Below are 23,920 nucleotides of genomic sequence, written 5' to 3'. Positions count from 1 at the left end.
AAAAAAGAATAAAAACCTATTCTAAGAACTACCGGGAACTTAAATGTATTTTTGAACAGGCTAAACCTGACATTGCTCAAACCGTTTTAAAGGAGGCAAAATCATTTAAAGGAATGGGTATTAATCCAATAAAAAAAGGCCGGGGTTTTAGCTAAAACCCCGGCCTTTTCTTTTTATCACATATGTAATAAATGATTTATTCTTTAGCGGCCAAATAACGTTCCGCATCAAGAGCCGCCATACAACCGGTTCCTGCAGCTGTTACTGCCTGTCTATAGACATGATCTGCAGCATCACCGCTAACAAACACCCCAGCTACATTTGTTTTTGATGTTCCCGGCTCATTGATAATGTATCCGGTCTCATCTAAGCTCAGGTAATCTTTAAATATATCTGTGTTAGGCTTATGACCAATAGCCGCAAAAAAGCCGGTAGCCGGAATATCTTTTTCTTCCTTAGTATCATTGTGCTTAACCCGCACACCTGTTACTACCTGCCCATCGCCCAATACTTCTACGGTTTGCGTATTTAACAGTATTTCAATATTATCTGTATTTCTTACTCTGGCTTCCATGATTCGGGAGGCTCTGAACTTATCCCGTCTTACTAACATGGTAACCTTTTTACATAGTTTTGACAAATAATGCGCTTCTTCACAAGCTGAATCTCCAGCTCCTACTATGACCACCTCCTGTCCTTTATAAAAAAATCCGTCACATACAGCACAAGCAGATACACCCCCGCCTAACTTCAGGTATTTCTGTTCAGACTCCAGTCCTAAATATTTGGCTGATGCCCCTGTAGATATTATAACCGTCTCACAATGGATCTCTTTGGTATCATTAACCCATACTTTATGAACATCACCTGAAAAATCCACCCTGGTTACCCAACCATCTCTAACATCGGCATCAAAACGCTGTGCCTGGCTTTGTAATTGAATCATCATCTCAGGTCCGGTTACACCTTCGGGATAGCCCGGGAAATTTTCAACCTCATTGGTGGTTGTTAATTGTCCTCCCGGTTGAGTCCCCTGATACAATACGGGGTTCATATTTGCTCTGGCGGCATAAATTGCTGCCGTATACCCTGCCGGGCCAGAACCTATTATTAAGCATTTTACTTTTTCTATTTCTGTTGACATAACTATATTTTGATCTAAAGTTTAAACCAATTTTGTGTAATCTCGTTTTCTATAGAGACGTTACTTTTATGAATAAACTCGTTTTTAGCAGTATTGTATTCATAATCTTCTCCCCAGGTTTTATAATGCTTTGCTACGTCTTTAATAGCTTCACAAATAAATTCAATTTCCTGATTGGTTGTTGTAGGGTGTATAGACATTCTAATCCAACCCGGGCGCTCCACCAAACAGCCTTCCAGTATTTTTTGTTCTATAGCTTTGGAAGTTGGCTGATCTACATTTAATAAATAATGCCCGTAAGTTCCAGCACAGGAACAACCGCCTCTGGTCTGCACTCCAAATCTGTCATTAAGAAGTTTTACAATTAAATTGTAATGTGCATCGTCTATATAAAATGAAAACACTCCAAGCCTGTCTTTATGCTTAGGGGCCAAAATTTGCAGGTTATCTATTTTAGACAGTCTCTTAAAAACAATATCAATGAGTTCATGTTCCCTGTCCAACATATGCTGAACGCCCATAGTATCTTTAAGTTTGATACAAAGCGCTATTTTAATAGCCTGTAAAAAACCGGGAGTACCACCATCTTCACGGGTTTCAATATCATCTATGTAATCATGATCTCCCCAAGGATTAGTATAAGATACCGTACCGCCACCAGGATTATCGGGCACTAAGTTTTTATATAATTTCTTATTGAAAACCAACACCCCTGAAGATCCCGGTCCTCCTAAAAATTTATGAGGTGAAAATGTTATGGCATCCAGATATTCTTCAGCGTCTTCTGGATGCATATTAATATCTACATAAGGTGCCGAGCAGGCAAAATCAACAAAGCACAAGCCATTGTTTTGATGCATGACCTTAGCCACATCATGATAGTTGGTTCTAATACCGGTAACATTTGAACACCCGGTAATAGCCGCTATTTTAATAGGGCAGCTCTTATGGGCTTCAACTAGTTCTTTTAACTTTTCAATGCATGGCAGTCCTTCTTTGTTAGATGGAATCACCTTAACTCTGGCAATGGTCTCTAACCATGACGTTTGGTTAGAATGATGCTCCATATGCGACACAAAGATAATGGGCCGCTTCTCTTCAGGAACTTCAGTATGGTCTTTTAAATTTTCATTGACCTTAAGCCCCAGAATACGCTGAAACTTGTTAATTGCCCCTGTCATACCTGTTCCTACCGTTATCAGTATATCATCCTCAGAAGCATTGACATGCTTCTTTATAACGGTTCTGGCATCATGATAAGCATGGGTCATAGCTGACCCCGTAATGGAAGTTTCCGTATGGGTATTGGCTACATAAGGCCCTATCTCATTCAGTAATTTATCCTCAATAGGCCTGTAAAGCCTTCCGCTTGCGGTCCAATCGGCATAGATTATTTTCTTCCGTCCGTAAGGCGATTCAAAATATTGATCTGCTCCAACAATATTATCTCTAAAGGGCTTGAAATAGTCCTCTAAATTGGAGGGATCATGTTTTGGCTTAAATAAGCTTTTCATCGTTTTTGAAAGCACACTCATTATTTGTCTTTTTATTTAAATAAAGCGTTAACTGATTATCAAATAATCTAATTATTTAAACTTTGAGATCCCTGCTTTTAACCAGGCAAGGTATTCTTCAGCATCAGGTGTATAGGCTACAGGATCTATCAGGTTTTCCTCATTATGATCCATGAGTACATAAAATGGTTGTGAATTGGTTTTGTATTTAACCGTTTGTAACTCACTCCATTTCTGCCCTATATATTTAAGCATTTTACCCGGTTTTAATTGAGACTCTACAATTTCGTCGGCTTCTAACTTTCGCTTATCATCTACATACAATGAGATCAATACCACATCATTTTTAAGAATGTGCAGAACATTAGGTTTCACCCATACATTTTGCTCCATTTTTCTACAATTCACACAAGCATGCCCGGTGAAATCAATCATTACCGGCTTGCCAACCTTTTTAGCATAGGCTAGGCCTTTATCATAATCATTAAATGCCAGGATATTGTGTGGAGGCATTAGGTGAGCTCCGTCCGGAACCTCATTATGATCACCTCCGGGAACACTGCCATAACCTAATTCAGTATACCCCACTCCATATGGAGATTCACTATAATGTTGTGGTGGAGGGAAAGCACTTATTAAATTTAAAGGCGCTCCCCATAATCCGGGGATCATATAAATAGTAAATGCCAATACCAGTAAACCTAAACTCAACCTTCCAACTGAAATATGGGTTAACGGCGAATCATGAGGTAGTTGTATTTTTCCAAAAAGATAAAAAGCCAATGCTCCAAATATGGCTATCCAAATGGCTACAAACATTTCGCGCTCCAGCCAATGTAATTGTAATACCAGATCTGCATTTGATAAGAATTTAAAGGCTAGTGCCAATTCTAAAAACCCTAGTACAACTTTTACTGTATTTAACCAGCCTCCTGACTTTGGTAATGAGTTTAACCAGCCGGGAAATGCTGCAAATAACGCAAATGGTAAGGCAATAGCTAATGAAAAGCCTAACATACCAACAACTGGTCCTACCTGGCTTCCTCCTGATGCCGCTTCTACAAGCAAAGTACCAACTATAGGGCCTGTACATGAAAAAGATACTATAGCCAGGGCTAATGCCATAAAAAATATACCTATTAACCCGCCTCTACCTGCCTGCGAGTCTACTTTATTGGCCCACGAATTGGGTAACATGATTTCAAATGCCCCTAAGAAAGACGCTGCAAAAATTAGTAACAGCAAGAAGAATGCTATATTAAACCACACATTGGTTGATAGAGCATTCAAGGCATCTGCGCCAAATAAAAGACTTACCAAAGTTCCTAAAAGCACATATATAACAATAATTGAAATACCATAAATAATGGCATTTTTTATACCTATGGCTCTTGTTTTACTTTGCTTGGTAAAGAAACTCACGGTCATAGGAATCATTGGAAATACACAAGGCGTTAACAATGCTGCAAAACCTGAAAAGAATGCAATAAAAAATATCCCCCATAGTCCTTTTTTAGGTTTGGACTTAACTGGATCGCTATTGGCTTCCGAATCAGCTTCAACAATTTCAGAGGATTCATCAACGGCACCATTGGCTACAGGCAGATTAAATACTAAATCTACTTCTGTTGGTGGCAAACATTTGGTATCATCACATACCATAAATTCTACAAAGCCATTTACTACCGTTTTATCTCCTGTTACCTCAATGAGTTGTGTAAAAGTGGCACTGTTTTCAAAAAACTTAATTTTCATTTCAAAAACAGGATCATCAACTGTATGCCCTTCTTCTTCGGTAGTATTTCCTACTATTTTAAAAGCACCATTGGCATCATCATAAATAAAAGAGGTTGGTATGGGGCCATCAGCCGGAACATCTTGTGCATATAAGTGCCAGCCGGGCTCAATAGATGCTTTAGCTATTAATTTGTATTCCGTATCTGATATTTTTTGTGCCTGGGTAGACCACTTTACAGGTTCATGAACCTGTGCTGTAGCATAAAACTGTCCTACTAATAAACAAATGAGGACTATAATTGCTTTTCTCATAATGGCTGGTAGTATCTAATTAATTTTATTTAACATCAAAAACAAGGTCTACTTGTGTTGGTGGTAAACATCTTGTATCATCGCATACCATAAATTCAACTTCAGCATTAACCTTAAACGCATTTTGATTTTTAAGTTTTATACGTTGCTTAAACGTTGCTTTTTTATCAAAATATTTGATTTCCATTTCAAATATCGGGTCATTAACGGTATGCCCCTCTTCTTCTTTAGTATTTCCTTTTTTAAGATAATTACCATTACCTTCAAAAACAAAACTTGTTGGTTTTGGCCCATCTTCCGGAACCGACTGCGAATAAAGGTGCCAGCCATCTTCTATGGTTGCCGTTACAATTAATTCGGCTTCAGTATCTGAAACTTTATTTACACTTGTTGCCCATTTTACGGGTTTAAGTATTTGTCCGAAACTGTTTAAACTAAATGCTAATACTAAGATTAAAAATGTGTTTTTCATAATTTTTGCTTTTTAAAAAAAGGGTTGTTGAAAAAACAACCCTTTTATAACATCCTTTGTTAATGTAGAGTGACTAACTCAAATAATTGTAAATAAAGTTTAACTAAGATGTAGTGTTATTTTTTGGGTTTAAATACTATTTTAAATGATTTTCCTTTTTGTTGCAAATCCTGTGCCAGGGATTGTATATCTTTTTTTGTAATACTGTTTATAACGTCTTCAAAATTTTCAGTGTCATTCATATTGTAACCATCTCTATAAAACGTAGTTAGCAAGCTCATGTCGTAACTATTTCTATTTTTGGCCTGTTCGCGCACTTTTTTATAGTTGGTTAACGTTTTTTGCAGGTCATCAGTTCTTATATCCCCTTTAGCCAGCTTTGATAACTCATCTTGAACTATTTGTACTAATTTTTCAGCCAGATCCGGATTACAATCAAATCTTATAGATACATAAGACTGTGTTTTAGGATACTTAACTAAAAACGCGGAAGCTCTTGGACTATACACTCCGCCCTCCTCTTCTCTTAAAGTCTCAGTAAGTCTTAATTGCATAATATCTCCCAAAGCACTTGTAACAAACTTATTTTTTACAGTATATGCATTTGTTGCTTTTAAAGCCATGTTGATACTTGTTTTGGGGTCTTCCATTTTCAGGAATATATCTTCATCAACGTTATCAGACTTCCAATTCACGTGATTGTCCTTAAAACTTTCTTTGTCAGCACTTGTAGCTAAGCTTGCCACATACTTAGTTAACAATGGCTCTAATTGTTCTGCTTTAACATCACCTACAATATAAAATTCAAAATCTGCCGGGTTATCAAAGCGATCTAAATATACAGCCTTCATAGTTTCAAAAGAAGCATCATTTACAAATGCTTGATCGAACACACGTTTTCTTGGGTGGCTCTCTCCATACAACGTAGTGGTCATACCATCTTTCATTTGCTCTCCAATATCTTTACTTCTTCTTACCAGGTAATTACTAATATTACCGTGAAGCACCTTATAGGCCTGCTCATCAAAACGTGGCTTTTCAAAGTACAAATATACTAACTGCAACATGGTTTCTACATCTTTTGTTGAAGAAGATCCGGTGATATTTTCGGTAGTTTCTCCTAATTTTGGAGAGGCACTGGCTGTTTTACCTGCTAATACTTTTGGTAGCTCCGTTGCAGAATAATCTCCTAAACCGGACATTTTAACTAAATTACCCATTAAATCAGCTGATGGTAAATCTTCCGGTTTTAATAATGATTTTCCGCCATAGCTAATGGCGTTTAAACTAACCGTATTTTTTTGCTTATTAGCAAACTTATAATGTACTTTGATTCCGTTACTTAAAATATATGTTGTAGATCCAAGGTCGTTATTGTTCTTGGTATTTGTTATACTCCCAGCCTTAATATCTAATCCGGAAACCAGGGTTTTCCCAGCAAATTCTTCAGTATATGCTGTTATACGTGGGTCGTTTTCTACAGCATGTATTATTTTGTTTGCCTGCTCTTCCGTTAAATTATTCTTACCTTCAACCCCTGTTACATTGACGTATCTATTCTGCTTTGAATACAGTCTTTTAATTGTGTTATGAACATCTTCAGGCGTAAGTGATCCAAAAATCTGCTTAACTAAATTGTATTCTTTTTCAATATCAGCTATGGTAACATTATTAAGGTAGTTATCTTTTATACCATTGATGATTCTACCATGGGGCTGATCATCTTTTTTAGCAATTTGTGTTTCGTAATTATTCGAGAATCTCTTAATGCTTCTTTCAACTTCTGATGCGGTATACCCAAATTTAACAGCTCTTACAACTTCGGTTAATACTGCTGCAAAAGCCTCTTGTTGCATTCCCGGTTTTGGAGACATGCTCAGACTTAACCCGTTATTAGCCCTTGAGATGGATCTATAACCAAACCTTGCTCCTAAAAATGGAGCGTCAGGGTTTTGAGCTTTTTCAGAAATTCTTGAAGATATCATTCCGGTAGCCATTGATTCTAACAGTGATACTTTTAAATCATTAACCGTTTGATCTTTTAATGATTTTTTATGACGAATTCCAAATACAATGCCTGCTGTTGAAATCTCCTTATCCATACCTAAACTATATAGCAACTTTTCATTTTCAGGAATTTCTACTATAAAACGTTCTCTTGCATTTTCAACTGCCGGGATTTTAGAAAACAACGCTTTGATCTTTGCTTCAATTTCATCAACATTAACGTCTCCTATCACAGCTATAGCTTGTAAATCTGTGCGATACCAATCATGGTAAAAATCACGCAATGCCTTATATTCAAAATTCTCTACAATATGCATTAACCCAATAGGCAAACGCTTTGAATAAGCTGAATGATTAAAGGTTATAGGTAAAGAAGTCTGAAACAAACGCATTTGTCCGTTTTGACGCGTACGCCATTCTTCTTTTATCACACCACGCTCTGCGTCTATTTCTTCATCTGTGAGTAATAAATAATTACACCAGTCATGTAATACTAATAATCCTTTATCTATCAGTTCTGGTTTGGTTGGTACATTATTAATATTATAAACGGTTTCATCAAAACTTGTATAGGCATTGATATCTCTACCAAAAAGCAAGCCTTGTTTTTGAAAGGTCTCCAGCATGGATTTTCCTTCAAAATTCTTTGTGCCATTAAATGCCATGTGTTCTAAAAAATGGGCCAATCCCTGCTGGTCGTCATTTTCTAAAACAGATCCCACATTTTGAATAATATAATAACTGGCAGCATTTTTTACTACATCAGTACTTTTTATATAGTAGGTTAATCCATTAGGCAAAACACCTTTTTTAATGGTCTCATCAATTGGTATTGATGTCTTTAAATCTACATTTTGTGCTATACCGGTGAATACCAGCGCAACCAAGATGAGTACTGATAATAAGAGTTTTTTCATTTTTTAATTTTGTATCTTAAAATGTTGTCTGTTACTTACTATGTCGAAGATTTAGTGCTTTACCCCTAAAGAAAGGATGTTAAAACTCTCTTAACAAAAGTAAAACAAACACTAACAGACTGTTTTCTAACATTTTAAAAACAAAATCATTAATGATTATTTTTTGTTTTAAATAAAAAACACTGAAAAATTATCAATGAATTCCATTTTTGAACTTATTATCGGTAGTTTTTTGGGAGATATTTAAAGAATATTATAAGGAATACTCAGAATTATAGTACGTTTTGACCACTATTTTATAATCTTTTTTTAATTCCTTTATTCGTTACAAAGCATATCTTCTATTTATAACTTTTAAGAAAGGTATAATTCCAGATTTTATTGCTATTACTCTACTTTTAGAAGCCAATTAGTCAATTTTTTTATTAAGGCTTTTTTTAAACTTATAATATCAACTATTGGTTTCCCTGATTCTATATTGAAGCGATATAGCCCAATATTTCAATCCAGTTTAATTCTTTCATCTCTTTATATTTTATAGTTAAGCCAACTGCAATGCTAGATTAATCATCTCTTTAAATGAGTTTTGCCTATCACTGGCAGAAATGGCTTGCTTCTTCAACAAATGATCTGAAACCGTTAATATGGCCAATGCCTTTTTTTTGTATTTAGCCGCAATGGAGTATAATGCAGCGGCTTCCATATCCACACCTAATACATTATAGGTCTTCCAGCTTAAAAATGGATCTGCTATATGACTCTCTCCATAGAAAAAATCGGATGTTAAAATAGATCCTGTATGGGCACTTAGCTTATTCTTTTCGGCTACTTCATAGGCCTTTTTTAATAATTCAAAATTTGCTGTCGGTGCAAAATCCTTTCCATTAAACCGAAATTTATTCATCCCCGAATCTGTACAAGCACTCATTGCCAGCACTATATCCATGATGTTTACATGTTCCTGAATTGAACCACATGAACCTATTCTTACCAATTTCTCCACGCCATACTCCTCTATTAGCTCTGTAGCATAAATTGATATTGATGGCATCCCCATTCCTGTTCCCTGTACACTAATTCTCTTTCCATTGAAAAAACCCGTATACCCCAACATCCCTCTAACCTCATTGTAACATTTTGCATCCGTTAAAAATGTTTCTGCAATTAATTTTGCACGTCGCGGATCTCCGGGTAACAAAATAAAGTCTGCTATATCTCCTTTCCTGGCATTATTATGTACACTCATAGCTAATGTTTTATTTGATTAAAATTTTCTTCTGAATTGTGTTTGTATTTAAAGAGAAGCGCAAACGCAATACCTATAACCAATGCATACCCTGCAAAGACAAACCATATGCTTGACCAATCTTTAATATTCTTTTCTGTAAAACAATCTACAACCAAACCACTTGCATATCCTCCGAGAAATGCTCCAACACCATTTACCATCATCATAAACAAACCTTGTGCGCTGGAACGTATTTTTGGAGACACCTCTTTATCTATAAACAAAGACCCAGAAATATTAAAGAAATCGAAGGCCAGACCGTAAATTATCATGGACAATATTAAAAACATCACTCCCAGTCCTGATGGGCTTCCAATACCAAAAAAACCAAAACGAAATATCCATGCAAACAAACTCATCAACATAACTTTTTTTATTCCAAATTTTTTCAGGCAAAATGGAATAAAAAGGATAAAGATTACTTCTGATATTTGCGATAATGACATTAAAAAAACGGAGTGCTTCACGGCAAAAGAATCTTTATAATCAACTTCAAAATCTGTTAAAAAAGGTACTCCCCAAATATTTGTAATTTGTAAAGCAGCTCCTAAAAGCACTGAGAATATTAAAAAAACTGCTATGTTTTTTTTCTTAAACAGCACAAAAGCATCTAATCCTAAACGCTGTATCAAGGTTTGATTACTAGTATTTGAAGTTGGAATTTTTGGAAGCGTAAATGAATATATTCCTAAGACCCCTGACGCTATCGCTGCTAAATAAAATTGTTCTTTGCCTACCTGCCACTGTAATAGATCTATACACCAGGCTGCAATAATAAAACCAATAGTTCCCCATACTCGAATTGGAGGAAAAGCTTTTATAATGTCATATTTATAATCTTCTAAAATATGATACGATATGGCGTTGTTAAGTCCTATGGTTGGCATATAAAACATAGAAACGAACAACATTAGAACATAAAATAAACTAAAACTAGCAACCTGAGTCACTCCTATAAAAAAGACTACTAAAATAAGGTGGCTCATTCCAAACAGTTTTTCTGCACTCAACCATTTATCTGCAATAGCTCCCATTATTGCCGGCATAAATAAAGAAGCTAGGCCTAGTGTTGCATACACAGAACCTATTTGTATTCCTGTAAATTTTAATGTTACAGACATGTAGGCTCCGGCAGAGATTAACCATGTACCCCAAACGAAGAACTCTAAAAAATTGAATATTATAAGGCGCTGTTTAATCCCCATTATCTTTTTATTTTTTTAATTATCTATAATCTAATTGATCTTAATATTTTTAACTACTCATTGTAAAGACATGTGTTAGTACAAATAAGTAGCTTTTTAATAATCAAATATCTTTGCAATCCTTTGGTTCTTTTCATCTAAATGTTGTTCAACAGCTCCTGCTCTTTCAACACTTTCCAATGGTGTATTTACACTGAAGTAAAATTTAATCTTAGGCTCTGTTCCACTAGGCCTGGCTGCTACTTTAGTCCCCTTTTCTGTTAGGAAAACCAATACGTTTGACTTAGGGATGTCAATCTGTGTTTCTTTGCCTGTTATTAAATCTCTTTTTGTAGAAGATTCATAATCATAAACATATTTTACCTTTTCACCATCTATTTCTGCTAAGGGCTTTTTACGCAAATCAATCATTATTTGCTTAATCTGCGCAGCACCATCCATTCCTTTTTTTACAACGGCTACTAAATGTTCTTTGTAAAAATCATGTTTTACGTATAGGCCTAATAATTCTTTGTAAAAAGTACTCCCTTTCTGCTTTGCATAAGAAGCTATTTCACAAGCTAATAAGGTGGCTGAAATAGCGTCTTTATCTCTTACATAATCGCCTACCATATAACCAAAGCTTTCTTCACCCCCGCCTATGAACTCTTGATTTGTATTATCTTTAATAAGTTTTGCTATCCATTTAAATCCGGTTAAGCATATTTTGTTCTCTACACCATAACTATTCGCTATTTCAGAGATCATATCTGTGGAAACAATTGTTGAAGCTACAAATTGATTGCCGTTTAATTTACCTTGTTTTTTCCATTTTTTGATTAAAAAACTGGTCATAATTGACATGGTTTGATTGCCATTTAGTAATCTCATATGACCTTCTAAATCTCTAACAGCTATTCCTAAGCGATCACTATCCGGATCGGTCCCTATTAGGATATCTGCGTTGACTTTCTCTGCCAGTTCTAATGCCATTTTTAAAGCGGCTGGCTCTTCCGGGTTTGGAGACTCTACCGTAGGAAAGTTTCCGTCTGGTTGCCGTTGTTCTTCTACATAATGGACATTTTTATAGCCTGCCTGCTCAAAAACCTGAGGCATTACGGTAATGGATGTACCATGCAGTGAGGTAAACACAATGGTTAAATCGTTCCTGTTTTTTAACTTTAAACAAGTGTTTGTTACTGATGTTTTTATAAAGGCCTTATCTATATCTTTTCCGATATATTCCAACAAGTCAGGTTTGGCATCAAACTTTATTTCTGAAAAATCCAGTTTGTTTACTTCTTCTATAATAAGTCCATCTTCTGGGGTTACTACCTGTGCTCCATCACTTCCATAAACCTTATAACCATTGTATTCCGGTGGATTATGGGAAGCTGTTAGTACTATACCTGCTTCACAGTTCAAGTGGCTTACTGCAAATGACAATTCTGGTGTTGGGCGCATATTTTCAAACAGAAATACTTTAACGCCGTTTGCCGTAAATACATCTGCTACTGTTTTGGCAAGTGTATCACTGTTTTTTCTACAATCATAGGCTATAACTATTCTACATTGCTTATTTGGATGTTTTTTTTGTAAATAATTTATTAAGCCTTGACTAACTCTTCCTAAGGTATATTTATTTATACGGTTTATTCCTGCTCCCATGATGCCGCGCATGCCTCCTGTTCCAAATTCTAAGTCTTTGTAAAAACTTTCTATCAGTTCTTGGGAATCTTTATCTATCAGATGTTGTACTGCTTTTTGGGTTTCAGTATCAAAGCTAGGTGTCAACCATGTTTTTGCAGAGTCTTTTATCTTTTGTATATCCATTTATCTTTAATTTTCAAAAAAGGCTAGTTTAAATTCTTACTTTCCAATAGCATGATGGAATGAAATACAAAAGCCTCCCATTCTTTTTTTAGTTGATCTAAAGCGCTTTGTTTTTGTTGGTGTGTTGAGTATTCAACAGAATTGAATACTAGTTTTTTTATGGCTTTCAAATCTAATTCCCAAGCGACAAATGCTATAAAAAAATCGTAACTCAATCCTTCATAGCCAAAAACCCCAGGATCGTCACTACTAATGGCACATTGTACTCCTTTATTAAGGAGTATCCTTGCCGGATGATTTCTTAAATCTGTAAAGTAGCCTAATATTTTATTGCTTAACGGATTAACCTCTATAAGGACATCTCTTTTCTTTACTGCCTCAATCAGGCTTGGGTATAGCACCAAGTTTAAGCCATGACCTATACGTTTTGAGTTTAACAAAACAGCATCGTAAAGGTTTTTATTTTTTACTGAATGGCTTTCTCCGGCATGTAAAAACAAAGGCAGCTGGTAACCTGTTTCTTGCTCCAGCGAATCTAATGTCTTCCAACAATCTTCATAAAATTCTATGCTATTTCCCCTGTCTTCTTCGGCCACCAAATCAAATCCGGTTATTAAATTGGGGAACTTCTTTTTTAACCGAAAGGCTTCTTTTATTTGATTATTGATTTTATCAACACTTAAAAATTTAAAGCTTGTGTATATCAGGTTTAATGAAAAAGACGGATTTGTTTTTCCTATTTCTAGTACAACTTCTTTTAAATCTTCAACCATCGTGTCAATTGGATAGCTAGTATTTCTTTCATCATATAGGTTTCCAAAGATGAATCGTATTTCAACATGGTTTATGTGGTCTTCTATCAAATCTAAAAATGCCTTTTTATAGTAGGCTTTAAAAAAAGGGCGATAGTTGATCAATGGCATTATTCTCATAAACCGTTTTTCAAATTCCAACCAATAGTCATCTTCTTTTTTTAAGGTACTTCTTTTTAGCACCAATAAATTATACAACTCTGATTCAAAATCAGGGTCTGTTTCTATACTTTCTTTTAAAGACACATAACCTGAGGGTACTTTGTTTTTTTGAAAAACACCTAATTGTCCGTATAATATATTTTTGTTGTTAAACTCAGCATACACATAGCAATTTGGCAGGGTTTTAGCTTTTTCAATAACCCATTTTATATCAGTTACCCCTCCACTGTGGGTATGCAACAATGCCCCTTTGGGCATGGCCTTAAACACCTCAAACAATGTTGTTGCTTCTATAAATCCCTTGACGTTACTGAATGGTTCTATATAAAACGTCTGGTGATTAAGCTTGATATTCTTTTCAAATAAATCTCTTAATGCTATCAGTTTAGATTCCAATTTCACTTCTTCTTGTGACAATATTAAACTGGAATCAAATGATCTTTTCTTATCAACCCCTATCAAATCATCCCTTTGAGGCATATAAGAATTTTGATTTTTTGTGTCATTTTCACATCCCAACACAAATAAAGAAATAAATATTATGACTATTATTTTCATTAGTCGTCTTGGATTTTCTTCTTTCATTTGTTTGATTTTTATAATTAAACGAGAATTATAAACTCTAAATTTACTTGAGTCTATTTAACTTATAGTCGTCTTTTTTAATCCTATAACTCACACCCTTTTCTTCTAAAAGCGTTTTATGATCTTTATCAATAAAATACCATGTACACATGGCCATATCATCAGAAAGTGTTAGTAAAGTATATCCATGCTCTCTTAAATTAACATACTTAATATGACGATTTTCTTTTAGCTCTTTTATTCTGTTTTCCCATTTTATTACAGAATCTACCGGATTGCTTGTGTCCCAATTTTCTGATGAAATTGATGGCACACCGAATTCAATAGCTATTGGGTTTTTTTCATTATTTTCAAGATTCTGAACTTCAATTACCCATGAACTATGAGAATCTCCGGACAAAAAAATCAGATTATCTATAGCACATGAATCTATTAATGATATAAACTTTGACCGTTCAAAAGGATATCCGGACCAACTATCATTTTCTTTTTCATTTATATCAGACATTACAGGAGAAAAATCAAATTTTGAAAACAGAACAGGGTTTCCTATAATTTTCCATGTAGATTTTGATTGATTTAAGCCATTTACTAACCATTTCATTTGTCTATCTCCCAACATTTTTCTTTTTGAGGAATTATATAATGAATCTGTTGGTTTACCTTGTTTTGTTCTACCTTCAAGCCTCCCATCTATCATAAATAAATTGGCTACTCCTCCTAAATTAAAACTTCTATAAAGTTTTTTATCCTCTTTAATTGGTAACCACTCATAAAATGCTTTTTTAGCATTATACATTCTATCTTTATAACTACCATCTTCTTTATTATGTCCGCCAGCCCCATCTGCATAGGAATCATTCGCAATTTCATGGTCATCCCAAATATTGATAAATGGATGCATTTGATGCGCCAGCATTAAATTAGAATCTAAATGATACTGTGCATATCTTGTTCTATAATCTTCTAAAGAAATAAGCTCTTTCTTAGGTAATGGAACTCTATCTTTCTTTTTAATATATTTTGGAATAAAGCTTTCATAAATATAATCTCCGAGGTGCACAACAGCATCTATTCTCTCCTTTCTTTCCGCAATACGTCTAAATGCATTAAAATATCCTCCTTCATAAGCATTACAACTTACTCCAATTAAATTAACTTGTGAATTTGTGTCTTTATCAGTAAGTGTTTTGGTTCTTCCAACTATTGATCTGTCATTTTTATATTCAAAACTATACCAATAATAGGTGTCAGGTTTAAGCCCAGACACTAAGACTTTAACTGTATAATCATTTACACTATCTATCTTAACAATGCCTTCCTGAAGTATACTTTTTTGAAGTGAATCACTAGAAACCATCCACTTTACTTCGTGCTCTTTTACAAAATCGGGAGTGATTCTGGTCCATAAAACAACCTCATTTTGAGTTGGGTCTCCTGATGCTACGCCATGATAAAAAGGTTTTAACGCATCGTTATAATATATTGATGTAACATTTGTTTTAAACCTAACATTTTCATGGTTACAGGAACATATTGAAAAAAACAAATGAAGCAACAATAATTGCCTTAGTAATTTTCCCATTGTTATTACGTGTAATAAAAAAGGGGAGTGGCTGCTTAAAGTGTGACTCCCCTCTCTTTTAATAAAGTATTAAAAACTAAACTAATTCAATAATTCCTAGTTGAAACTGTAGCGTATTCCTAACTGCATCCTCCAACGTGAATTTAAACTAAGATCTGAGATAAACTCCTTATCTAAATTATTAGGCTCAACTCTATGTGTTGTTCCTCCCGGAGTTCTTATAACCTGAATTGGTCTTGTATTAGCAGCTATTTCTCTAACACCCCAATTTTTATTGAGTAAGTTTGTGAAATTTAAAATATCTGCTGTAAATTGAAATGAGTTCTTTTTCTTCCCTATGTTAATATTTATGTCTTGAACAAATCTCAAATCCATTTTAAAGAACATTGGAGATATACTACCATTACGCTCTGCAAACTGCCCTCTTCGTGTTTTCAAGTAATCTGAATTGGAGATAAATTGATCTAAAGCAGTCCATTGCTCAGCAGCTGTAACAACAGACCCATCACTTCTTGTATAATCCGCTAAGTTAATTTGAGAGGCATCTGCTGGTACAAATATTAAATCATTGGTAACAAAATCTCCGTTGGCATCTTGAAAGACCAATCCGCTGTATTGATATGAAAATCTTCTATTTTGTGCACCTTCAAGAAAGATAGAAAACGTAGAAGAACCAAATTTCTTATAATTAATTTTATATGAGGCCGCTCCAACAACTCTATGCTTTTGATCTCCATCACTCAATGCCAATGGTGGGTTATTTGTGTTACCTACTACTGGTAAAGCCCTCCATGCTGCTCTTGAGCCTGAACCTGAAAATGATGTTCTATCTTTTGCTTTACCATAAGTATAAGCTACCAAAGCAGACCAGTTATCACTAAATGGTTTTTCTAATTGGGCAGTAAAATTAAATTGGCTTCCTTGTGTAGAATTCCTTAAAACAAATGCTGTGCTAGCGGTTGGAAAATTAAGACGTGAATTTGAAAACCTGAATCGGTCATCTACACCATCAATACTTCCATCAGTATGGTCAAGATTAGCATTAATTGGTAATACATCATAAATTGTTTTTCCGTATAACAACTCAAGACTACCTACAAGACCAAGAGGCAATTGATAATCTACTCCAAGAGTAGTTTTTAAAACCCTAGGCATTTTAAAATCCGGATCTACAAAATTAATATCTCCTTGAGATCTTACCCCTGTAAATGGAGGGATATAGGCATTAACATCTGACGTAAATGGCTTATCATTTGTTCCTCCATTAAAAGAAAAGTCTCTAATCTCCCCTTGGTTTATACCATTATTTAGAAAGGCATCACCAATAGCTACAAATGGCACAATACCATTAAAAATACCTGTTCCTCCTCTTACTTGAAATGTTTTATCACCTCTTACATCCCAATTGAAACCAAGCCTAGGGGAAAGAACCACTTGGGTACCAGGTAGAAGGCTATTATCTAACGATAGAGGATCTCCATTTGGGTTTTGAAATGTAAGCCCTTCCAATTCCGGATTTTTCCTCGGCTCATTTAAAAATGATGTAATATCTAAACGTAATCCACCTACTACTCTAAAGTTATCACTTACATCAAATTTATCTTGTACATAAAAACTTGACTGAGAAAATTTAGGTTCTGCAAAAACAACCTCTCTATTTTCTAATCCAGAATATCTTCTTGCATAAGTTGATGGCCTTCCTGTCCCGTCACTAACCCCAATTGGCGTTTGTGTCCCTAAAGGAGTACTATTATAAAAGTCTTGTAATGAGCTAAAAACAAATGACCCTTGCCAAGCTGGAGTAAATCCATTCTTAAATTTATAATGTTGATAGTTAAAGCCTAAAGTTATGGCATGATTGTTCAGGAAAATAGAAAAATCATTTTGAATTTGTAAGATCTGTTGATTTACTTTATTATTATTTGAAAATAAATCAGAACCAAAAGACATATAAGTTGTTCCATTTTGTAAAACATCTACACTAGGAAAAAGTGTTCCTCTTACTCTTCTATTTTCTGGAAAAGATGAATAGCCAACTTTGAACTTGTTCGAAAACTTACTATTAAAATTACTATTTAATTCTGTTACAAATGAATACACATTAGTATTACGTTCCCAACCAGAATTTGAATAACTCATACCATTAGGATTATTAAATCTATTTCCTGCTCCAAAAAAAGTAGAATTACTAGGCGCCTGATCTGATGTTGCTTCTAATTGATTATAACGCATACTCAATTTATGCTTATCACTTATATTATAATCAAGCTTTATTAAAAACTTATCACTTACACTTTCAAGAGAAAAGCCCTGATATGGCCCCGTAGCATAGTCATACTCTGTCAACAAGAACTGACTTAAGTCTGTTAAGTCTGAAGCCAACACTCTAGTAACATTATCTCCAGTATTTCCGCCATCAGATGCAATAAAATTTGATGCTGGAGTAGTTCCTGTCACACGTTCATAATTAGCAAAGAAAAATAATTTGTTTTTAATTATTGGTCCGCCAATCCTAAATCCAAATTGCGTAGAATTAAACTTAGAGTTTTCAACTTCTACATCTTTTACTTTAGTTCCTAACAAACTTTCATTTTGAAAAAAACTATATATAGATCCTCTAAACTCATTATCTCCACTTCTAGTTACTGCATTTACATTTGCTCCTGTAAACCCTCCTTGCCTTACATCGTAAGGAGAAAGGCTTATTTGTATTTCACTTAAGGCATCCAAGCTAATGGGTTCTGAACCGGCAGCATTTCCAATTACAAGAGCCCCGGCGCCTCCTAACCCATAAGCATTATTAAATGATGTTCCATCTACCGTAACACTACTTGAACGTAGCGCTCCACCAGAAAAACCAGCAAAATCAGCACTATTGGATTGAGGCAATAATTTAGAAAAATCATTTATACTTCTATTTATTTGAGGTACGCTATTGATAGCTCTTTGGCTTATATTCCTTCCTGATCCTGTTTTATTACTATTTAAAATTGAGCTTTTTCTCGCAATTAATTGCACTGCATTTAATGCTGTTGCTTCTTCTCCCATAACAACATTTAAATGAAAATCTTGACCCAAACTCAAATTAATATCGGTTTCTGTTTTGGTTTCATAGCCTAAATAAGAAATCGCTATAGTATATGGCCCACCAACACGTAAGTTTGGCAATCTAAATTGCCCCGCGTCATTTGTAATAGTTCCATACTTGGTCCCGGAAGGAGTATGTTCTGCAATGACATTGGCGCCAAATACCTTTTCTGATTTATCATCAATTACAGTTCCTGAAATTGATGCGGTTGTCTCTCCCTGTGCTAACAGCGAGACCGGCAACACTAAGAATAAAAAAATAATGATGTACGTTTGTTTCATAGTTTTAGAATGGTTTTAAGTTTTTATTATATTGACTTAATTAACTTCAACTACTCACAAAACCTTAAATAAAATTCAATATTTCTTAAAACCTTTCTTAAATTTCAATCAGAAACACAACATATTTTATAAAATATTATACATAGTTATTATATAGTATAAAAACTGTTATTTATGTTTTAATCCTATTGAGATATAGTTGTAGAGATACTATTCTTCTATTACTTTTTTATGATTATGGTATTATTTTCTATCCTATAAGTAAACGCATTGAAAGAGTTAAGATCTTCTATAACCTTTTCAATTGTTTTATCTTTATAATCTAAACTCAGTATAAGTTCTCCGTCTATGCCTACGTCAGAATAATCAATTTGAATTCCTGTTTGTTCCTGAATTCTTTTATAAGCATCTTTGAGCTTAACATTTACAAACTCAATTGAAATCTTGTTTTTGATTGCTTTGTTTGCTGCTATAAACTTATCTTCTTTTGGCTTGACTTTTTCTATTAACTCTTTATTGGTTTGCTGATTATATATTAATGAATCTCCCGGTAGCAAAACACGATTAAAAGTATTCCCTTTATTTGTTACTGCTATCTTGCCTGTATGAAGGTATATTTTGGTAAGCTGTGACATTGAGTCTTCTTCTATTAAGAACTTTGTCCCTAAAACTTTTGTAATTAAATCGCCTTGATGAACCAAAAATGGTTTTTTATCATCTTTAGTTATATTGAATAAAGCTGACCCTTCTAATTCAACCTTTCTAATACTATCATTAAATACTGTTGGATATGTAAGCTTGCTATTAGGAAATAATTCTACTTCTGAATTATCATCAAGCCTGATTTTTTGTTGATTTAAAGCAATTTTTAATATGCTATCTTTATCTATATCAATGGTGCTATTATTAGTAAATGTAAAGTAAGCTCCTATAGAAATTAAAACAACAAATATGGCAGCATATTTCAATAATTTTCCATATCTCGAAACTAAGCTTATTGAATTATCCTGAAAATCTAACTCTTGTGAAATAGCATCAAAAACTGCCTCAGAATTATCCATATTCAACGAATCAATCATAGACTCATCCCAATACTGGTTAAACTTGCTTTCTAAATCTGTATTTTTACTCTTTTTCGACATTAAAAACTATATTCTCTTTTTTGTTTATGTATTGCTATCATATTAATTAACTACTCATTAAAAAAATCATAAAATGAATTGGTGTTTAAGTTTTGAAAATCAAGGATTTGCTTTAGCTTCTTTTTTGCCCTATACAGATTATTCTCAACCGTTCTTACCGAAACTTTTAAATAATTAGAAATTTCAATTGTAGTCAACCCCTCCAAATAAAATAAGGTTATTATTTCTTTTTGAGTTGGCGGCAATTTCTTAATATTTTCTTTAATTAAATTAGAGTTTACAGTTCCTTTTAAATCTGAATTATCTGAAATCTTATGTATTTCATCTAAATTATTTAAAACTGTCAATTCTTTCTTATTTATTTTTTTTATAACTAACCGCTTCGCTATCAATTTTAGTAAACCAATAACTCCATTATTCTCATCTATGGAATCTCGTTGTTTCCAAAATTGAATATAGGTGTCTTGAACTATTTCTTCCGCATCTTCTTGACTAAGCCCCATTTTGACACACACCCCAAAAACAACCCCATGAGTAATCTGAAAAAAAAGTTTAAAATGTTTCTCAGATCCTTTTTTAATATATTTTGATAGTATGCTTATTTTTTTAAAATCCACATAAAGACTTTTAAGAGTGTAAATATAATCAGAAAATTATTTTACCATTATAACTTAAATTCGTGAAAACTAATTTATCCTGTTATTAAAGAGATAAAATAAGATTAAGCTAGTAAGCTCTACAATATAAAAATAACAGATACTCTATCTCCTTTCTAACTTTTCGTTACAACTTTTTTAAATGAGATACTCTGCTAATTATAAACAAGTTAAGATTCTAAAAAGAAATAATTAATTTTCGAACTTTAAATATAGATCGATGATTTTAACGCCTTCTATAATGCCGGCGCCCTCTATATCCTGAGTCATTATTATCAATTTCACCAAGTTTTCCTAAGCTATTAAACTTCCAACTGAAACTTAGCATAAAATATTGTTGCAACACTGTACTTTGTGAGTCTTGAATATAATCTTGCGCAGCAATCCTCCTGGCATTAGTGTTTTGGTTTAACAGGTCATAGGCCTTAAGCGTTACAATACCTTTATTTTTAAGTACTGAATAGGCTAATGTAGAATTCCAAAACCATGCGCTTTTTTGAAACCCATCAGCTATATTAGAATTATAGGTATAAATAATATTGTTTCTCCATTCCAAATTTTTAGGTAAAAACGTAGCTGTATTAATATTCAAAGTATGTAATAAAAACTCCCTATTATCAAAAGAATCAATATCATACCTGTTTTTAGTCAATGTAATGTCGTAGCGTGGACGAATCTCCATAACATCTTTCCAGGTAAATATAAAATTGATGTTTGGAGAAATAGAATTCACATCACCGGCGTATTGAATACCATTATTAAAATTTATCCTTCGGCTTATATTGGCACGCACTCCAATATCGTATCTTAAGGTTCTAATAGTGTCCAGTTTCACTTTCTTTCCAACCTCCACACTGCTTCCAAAATTATAATTCCCATTCACATTAGCAAAGGTTGTTTCTCTTACAAAATTTTCATCTACTACAGTCTTGGAAACAATTTCATTATTAACAATATTACCATTAATATTCAGATTGAATTCGGCTCCTCCCTGTGGGTTAAACGCATTATATCCTAAACGAAAACCGTGATTATTTGTAGGCTCCAGGTTAGGATTTCCTATTATAGTATTTAATGGATCTGAAACATTTTGAAATGGCTGTAACTGGGATAATTGTGGCGGATCATTATTTAACCTATACCCCAAATAGACTGAAGACTTTGAGCTAAATCTATGCCTGAAATAAGAACTTAACTCTACCGCTTCAAAATTCCTTTTAATACTATACTGAGTTCTTAACAGGTCTCTGTTTTCCAAAGTTCTGAAAATATAATTTGTTCTGAACCTCGCATAGGTTTTATCCGTTCTGTATCTCAATGAGATTTCCGGTGAATTTTGTTCATTAATATATTCGAAGTCCGTACTAAGATCCTCATTAAAAATGGAGTAATCCCCATTTATATCTTTATCAAAAGTACTCTGCTTGTCTTCGGTCTTATTTCTTCTGTAGTTGTAACTAAAATCTACTGAAAGACCATTTGTTAACGGTAAATTATAGCTTAATTCCGTATCAAAATTATTTGAATTGTTATCGCCTTCAGTAAACTGATCTCTAATGATGTCATTGGGGTTATCACCATAAATATTGGTTTCTGAATACAAGAAATCTTCACGCTCTCTGGTACTAATTTCATTTTCAACACTTAACCTTAAATAAGCGCCCTTTGATCCAAATCTTTTAGTAATGTCTAAATCATTACTAAAATTGTTACCAAACGTTTCAACGACTGATTCTGTAGTAGATTGGTTGGTTAATACATTAAATTCATCTAAAGATTCTGAATCACGTGAAAAAACTGTTTTATTCTTAGTACGCCTAAATGAAGGTTCAATATTTATTAAAAGTGTAGAGTCTACTTCAATGTCAAACTCTGTATTAACACTATGGTTATTGCTATCACTAAAAGATATTGAATTGGTATTTGTAAAAAACCTTGAATCCGGTAAAATATTTTCGCGCTGGGTTGATGTTTCATTTTCCGAGCTACTTCCCGAATAAAAATAGTCTGTACTTAGATCTACTTTTTTACCCAGTTCATCTGCATAGTTAAGACCTATATTATTTGAAGTTACTATACCCTGACCACCGCCAAAAGCACGGCTGCCAATATTAGAATTACCACCTCCTCCAAACATTTTCCTGATTTCTCCAAAGCTAAATCCGGGAGAATTGATATTGTTTCCACCAGCCAAAACACTTAATCTTTGATCATTATCAAACCTGTTGAACATCCCTGCATATTCATATGTTTCATCAGTACCTGCTCCGGCCGCAAGCCTCCCAAATACACCTTTATTATTTTCCTTCTTTATAGTAAGGTTTATGGTTTTGTTTTCTGAATCACTTGCTTCTCCTGCAAAGGCCTGTGCCTTTGTTTTAGTATCAACAACCTGTATCTTTTCAATAACATCTTTGGTCAAATTTCTGGTTGTTATAGTAGGGTCATTTCCAAAAAATGGTTTTCCGTTAACAAGTATCCTGCTTACAGATTGCCCGTTTATTGTGATATTTCCTTCTTCGTCAACCTCTACTCCCGGTAGCAATCTTAAAACATCTTCTACATTAGCATCCTTTTTTGTTTTAAATGATTTTACATTAAACTCCAGAGTATCCTTTTTAACAATAATTGGTGGACTGGATTCAATAATTACAGCATCTAATGCATTACTGTCAACCTTTAAATTAACTGTACCTAAATTAACAACAGGCTTATCAATTTTTATAGTTTTAGTATACGCTTCATATCCTACATAGGAGATTAGCAATTTTAATTCTGAATCTGAAGTTTTATCGGTCAGTTCAAAACTTCCATCTTTATCCGTAATGGTATAACTTACCAATGAGCTATCCTTTACACGCTCTAAATAGGCTGTTGCAGATTCTAAAGGCGCATTATTATCATCAGAAATTAAAGTGCCGGAAATTGTAAATTGTTTAGATTGGGAGAAGGAAAACATTGTACACAACAACATTAAACCAAAAAGATAGTTCTTCATTGAATTTTATTGATTGACCGATGATTTCCGAGTAGGACGATTGTTTCCAAAAAAAGTTTAATAAGCTATTGTAGTTTTAATAAAACTTTAACGATTTATCTTAAAATAATGGTAAAAACACTGTGTTGCTTTATAAGCATATGATCTTGTAGAAATTCGTTTTTAAAACTTAGTAAATCATGAAAAAAGTTGGTGTCTAACAC

Annotated in this window: 14 protein-coding genes; all 14 read right to left on the bottom strand. The window is 33.8% G+C overall.

The annotated features are described in order from the left end of the window. Positions 1 to 196 precede the first annotated feature (196 nt). Positions 197 to 1,144: a thioredoxin-disulfide reductase gene (gene trxB / locus VOI54_RS06930; RefSeq protein WP_326281995.1), complete on the bottom strand. Its 948-nt coding sequence runs from the start codon at positions 1,142 to 1,144 to the stop codon at positions 197 to 199. 14 nt (positions 1,145 to 1,158) lie between these two features. Next, positions 1,159 to 2,679, bottom strand: a complete 1,521-nt coding sequence (locus tag VOI54_RS06925; protein WP_326281994.1) for an aminotransferase class V-fold PLP-dependent enzyme — start codon at positions 2,677 to 2,679, stop codon at positions 1,159 to 1,161. Between the two features lie 51 nt (positions 2,680 to 2,730). Then, on the bottom strand, positions 2,731 to 4,707 hold the full coding sequence (locus tag VOI54_RS06920) for a protein-disulfide reductase DsbD family protein (protein ID WP_326281993.1): 1,977 nt from the start codon (positions 4,705 to 4,707) through the stop codon (positions 2,731 to 2,733). A 25-nt stretch (positions 4,708 to 4,732) separates the two neighbouring features. Then, the gene (locus tag VOI54_RS06915; RefSeq protein ID WP_326281992.1) at positions 4,733 to 5,179 is read right to left on the bottom strand and encodes a protein-disulfide reductase DsbD domain-containing protein; all 447 of its coding nucleotides are present in this window, start codon (positions 5,177 to 5,179) and stop codon (positions 4,733 to 4,735) included. Between the two features lie 116 nt (positions 5,180 to 5,295). Continuing rightward, the gene (locus tag VOI54_RS06910; RefSeq protein ID WP_326281991.1) at positions 5,296 to 8,103 is read right to left on the bottom strand and encodes a M16 family metallopeptidase; all 2,808 of its coding nucleotides are present in this window, start codon (positions 8,101 to 8,103) and stop codon (positions 5,296 to 5,298) included. Between the two features lie 541 nt (positions 8,104 to 8,644). Further along, a complete protein-coding gene (gene deoD, locus VOI54_RS06905; protein WP_326281990.1) occupies positions 8,645 to 9,349 on the bottom strand; it encodes a purine-nucleoside phosphorylase in 705 nt (234 codons plus the stop codon). A gap of 2 nt (positions 9,350 to 9,351) precedes the next feature. Beyond that, positions 9,352 to 10,596 carry a nucleoside permease gene (locus VOI54_RS06900; protein WP_326281989.1) on the bottom strand — a complete coding sequence of 415 codons (1,245 nt, stop codon included), beginning with the start codon at positions 10,594 to 10,596 and terminating at the stop codon, positions 9,352 to 9,354. A 96-nt stretch (positions 10,597 to 10,692) separates the two neighbouring features. Further along, positions 10,693 to 12,408 carry a phospho-sugar mutase gene (locus tag VOI54_RS06895; RefSeq protein WP_326281988.1) on the bottom strand — a complete coding sequence of 572 codons (1,716 nt, stop codon included), beginning with the start codon at positions 12,406 to 12,408 and terminating at the stop codon, positions 10,693 to 10,695. A 23-nt stretch (positions 12,409 to 12,431) separates the two neighbouring features. Then, entirely contained in the window at positions 12,432 to 13,967 is a 1,536-nt protein-coding gene (locus VOI54_RS06890; RefSeq protein ID WP_326281987.1) for an amidohydrolase family protein, read from the bottom strand. A 43-nt stretch (positions 13,968 to 14,010) separates the two neighbouring features. Beyond that, positions 14,011 to 15,552: an alkaline phosphatase D family protein gene (locus VOI54_RS06885; protein ID WP_326281986.1), complete on the bottom strand. Its 1,542-nt coding sequence runs from the start codon at positions 15,550 to 15,552 to the stop codon at positions 14,011 to 14,013. A gap of 96 nt (positions 15,553 to 15,648) precedes the next feature. Further along, on the bottom strand, positions 15,649 to 18,921 hold the full coding sequence (locus VOI54_RS06880) for a TonB-dependent receptor (RefSeq protein ID WP_326281985.1): 3,273 nt from the start codon (positions 18,919 to 18,921) through the stop codon (positions 15,649 to 15,651). Between the two features lie 221 nt (positions 18,922 to 19,142). Beyond that, the gene (locus tag VOI54_RS06875; protein ID WP_326281984.1) at positions 19,143 to 20,063 is read right to left on the bottom strand and encodes a FecR family protein; all 921 of its coding nucleotides are present in this window, start codon (positions 20,061 to 20,063) and stop codon (positions 19,143 to 19,145) included. 50 nt (positions 20,064 to 20,113) lie between these two features. After that, complete coding sequence (locus VOI54_RS06870; protein WP_326281983.1) at positions 20,114 to 20,680, bottom strand: RNA polymerase sigma factor; 567 nt, start codon at positions 20,678 to 20,680, stop codon at positions 20,114 to 20,116. A gap of 265 nt (positions 20,681 to 20,945) precedes the next feature. Beyond that, complete coding sequence (locus VOI54_RS06865) at positions 20,946 to 23,717, bottom strand: outer membrane beta-barrel protein (protein WP_326281982.1); 2,772 nt, start codon at positions 23,715 to 23,717, stop codon at positions 20,946 to 20,948. Positions 23,718 to 23,920: the final 203 nt, after the last annotated feature.

Origin of the sequence: Alterotamlana spongicola, from assembly GCF_035818475.1 — a bacterium.
Lineage (GTDB): Bacteria > Bacteroidota > Bacteroidia > Flavobacteriales > Flavobacteriaceae > Cognatitamlana.
This window is presented reverse-complemented; position numbering and strand designations above follow the sequence as displayed.

What these genes read in the sequence shown, in the direction of transcription:
- VOI54_RS06920 (WP_326281993.1), bottom strand. Translation starts at nt 4,707, where the DNA reads ATGAGAAAAGCAATTATAGTCCTCATTTGTTTATTAGTAGGACAGTTT.
- VOI54_RS06885 (WP_326281986.1), bottom strand. Translation starts at nt 15,552, where the DNA reads ATGGGAAAATTACTAAGGCAATTATTGTTGCTTCATTTGTTTTTTTCA.
- deoD (WP_326281990.1), bottom strand. Translation starts at nt 9,349, where the DNA reads ATGAGTGTACATAATAATGCCAGGAAAGGAGATATAGCAGACTTTATT.
- VOI54_RS06880 (WP_326281985.1), bottom strand. Translation starts at nt 18,921, where the DNA reads ATGAAACAAACGTACATCATTATTTTTTTATTCTTAGTGTTGCCGGTC.
- VOI54_RS06875 (WP_326281984.1), bottom strand. Translation starts at nt 20,063, where the DNA reads ATGTCGAAAAAGAGTAAAAATACAGATTTAGAAAGCAAGTTTAACCAG.
- VOI54_RS06865 (WP_326281982.1), bottom strand. Translation starts at nt 23,717, where the DNA reads ATGAAGAACTATCTTTTTGGTTTAATGTTGTTGTGTACAATGTTTTCC.
- VOI54_RS06925 (WP_326281994.1), bottom strand. Translation starts at nt 2,679, where the DNA reads ATGAGTGTGCTTTCAAAAACGATGAAAAGCTTATTTAAGCCAAAACAT.
- VOI54_RS06900 (WP_326281989.1), bottom strand. Translation starts at nt 10,596, where the DNA reads ATGGGGATTAAACAGCGCCTTATAATATTCAATTTTTTAGAGTTCTTC.
- VOI54_RS06890 (WP_326281987.1), bottom strand. Translation starts at nt 13,967, where the DNA reads ATGAAAGAAGAAAATCCAAGACGACTAATGAAAATAATAGTCATAATA.
- VOI54_RS06915 (WP_326281992.1), bottom strand. Translation starts at nt 5,179, where the DNA reads ATGAAAAACACATTTTTAATCTTAGTATTAGCATTTAGTTTAAACAGT.
- trxB (WP_326281995.1), bottom strand. Translation starts at nt 1,144, where the DNA reads ATGTCAACAGAAATAGAAAAAGTAAAATGCTTAATAATAGGTTCTGGC.
- VOI54_RS06895 (WP_326281988.1), bottom strand. Translation starts at nt 12,408, where the DNA reads ATGGATATACAAAAGATAAAAGACTCTGCAAAAACATGGTTGACACCT.
- VOI54_RS06910 (WP_326281991.1), bottom strand. Translation starts at nt 8,103, where the DNA reads ATGAAAAAACTCTTATTATCAGTACTCATCTTGGTTGCGCTGGTATTC.